The 1,766-nt window shown below is 46.0% G+C and carries 2 protein-coding genes and 1 pseudogene; all 3 read right to left on the bottom strand.

The window, feature by feature from the left end:
• Positions 1 to 653, bottom strand: a pseudogene (locus F6K46_RS39545) (oligosaccharide flippase family protein); the annotation flags it as partial.
• Positions 654 to 749: 96 nt separating this feature from the next.
• Positions 750 to 1,211 carry a hypothetical protein gene (locus F6K46_RS39540; protein WP_293118162.1) on the bottom strand — a complete coding sequence of 154 codons (462 nt, stop codon included), beginning with the start codon at positions 1,209 to 1,211 and terminating at the stop codon, positions 750 to 752.
• Positions 1,212 to 1,233: 22 nt separating this feature from the next.
• Positions 1,234 to 1,599 carry a glycosyltransferase family A protein gene (locus F6K46_RS39535; protein WP_293063545.1) on the bottom strand — a complete coding sequence of 122 codons (366 nt, stop codon included), beginning with the start codon at positions 1,597 to 1,599 and terminating at the stop codon, positions 1,234 to 1,236.
• Between the last annotated feature and the right edge of the window lie 167 nt (positions 1,600 to 1,766).

Genomic DNA, 1,766 nt, shown 5'->3' with positions numbered 1-1,766 from the left:
AAACTGGAAACAGTGGCACCAAAACAGAACGACAAGACTTCTGAGCTAGCCTGTGGATCAATCTGTAAGCGGAATTTGTGTTCTACATGACGACGACTAATCCAATACTCTATAAACCAAAAAGCAGCATCTCCCACCACAAATGACCAATAGCTCAAACCGATAAAGGCGCAACCAGTGGTAGAGACTACTCGCACGAACGAGGCGATTATGGTAGCATTGGCTATTTACCGATACCTCATCTGTCTAGTGAGTACTCCCTGATAAACAGACTGGATAGAAGCCACCAGCAGATTAAAGGCGAACACGACCAGAATCCAGACCAGCTCTGGTACACCGAAAAAGTTAGCCGCTAGGGGGGATATCGCCACCATTGCCACTGCCAACATCAATCCCCTGGCAATAGCAATTGTGTATGTTGTATTTAAATAACGCTGGTCTTCAATGCCCTTGTAGACAATCAAAGAGTTGATGGTGCCTTGGGTGAACAAATTTAGGAAAGACCAAAAAATATAGGCAACGCTGATCACCCCAAATTCAGATGGCAACAGCAACCTAGCTAGTATCAGGTTACTTAGCAATACCAGCAGACGTGTCCCGAGGGCTCCGTATGTTGTCCAGAACCCACTTGTGAGTAACGAGCTGAGTTTCATTAGGTTAGCAAGGTTTGGAAGGGACAAAAGACTTGCATGTACAAGGCTTGCAGGTCAAAGGCCAATGACCAATGACTCATGACTAATACAAAATTTTTAGTTGTTTGCTGTGTATTCTGCGGAGCCAAGTGATCCCTTAATCACCAGCTTGGCTAGTGGTGCCAGAGGTACAGCTACGAGCGTCAGAAGCGATCGCGGATCGCGATAGAAGATTGAACTATTGGCAGCTAACGCTTGGTTGATAAAGTGAACAGCTTTAGCTGCATCACCAGCAGTTAAAGATAATCGAGCTAGGTAGCGATACATATAAGCGTAAGCCGTCGGCAATACTTTCTCTACCAATTCTGGAGACCGTTCATAAGCTGATTTAATTACCTGTTCATGAGAATGCTGCATTTGTGCTATGTTAAAAGAAAGTCCAAAAGGACGAACTCGGTAGCAACACAGGATTTGTGGCTCCCGATGAAAACGCCAGCGTCCCGTAGCGGCAATTCTTAACCAGAAATCTATATCTTCTGAACTGCGTAACCCTTCGTCAAATTCCCCGACTTCATCCACTAGACAGCTTCGGAATACACCATTAGAACCATGACCAATGAAATTCTTGTACAGTAGGGCGCTTGAGTGGGTCAGACATAACTGGCTTACCACTCAGACGCATGATCGTGGGACTTCCATCATCACGGATTGCTTGTGAAGCACTGTAGACAACCCCTACTTCTGGTTCCCGATCCAGTACAGCCACATGCTTAGCTAGTTTGTCCGGCTTGTAGACATCATCTGCATCAAGTAGAGCGATGTAGCTAGCACGAGCATGACGGATGCCATAGTTACGAGCCGATGAGAGTCCTCCATTGGACTTCTGCAATAACTGAAAGCGTGAATCCCGCCGACAAAACGGTTTAACGAGTTCAGCGGTATCATCAGTAGAGCCGTCGTCAACAATCAGGACTTCAAATTCTCGATAAGACTGACGCTCAAGAGAGACTAGTGCAGCGCGGCAGAAATACTTGAGCAGCTGCTGATAATGGTAAAATAGAAGGATGAACTGCTTACCTACTCGATGCTCAGCTTACCCTATTGTACTCTTCACAACTTGTGCTATGCCTGACC

Origin of the sequence: Moorena sp. SIO3E8 (genome assembly GCF_010692445.1) — a bacterium.
In the GTDB taxonomy this organism is placed as follows: Bacteria; Cyanobacteriota; Cyanobacteriia; order Cyanobacteriales; family Coleofasciculaceae; genus Moorena; species Moorena bouillonii.
This window is presented reverse-complemented; position numbering and strand designations above follow the sequence as displayed.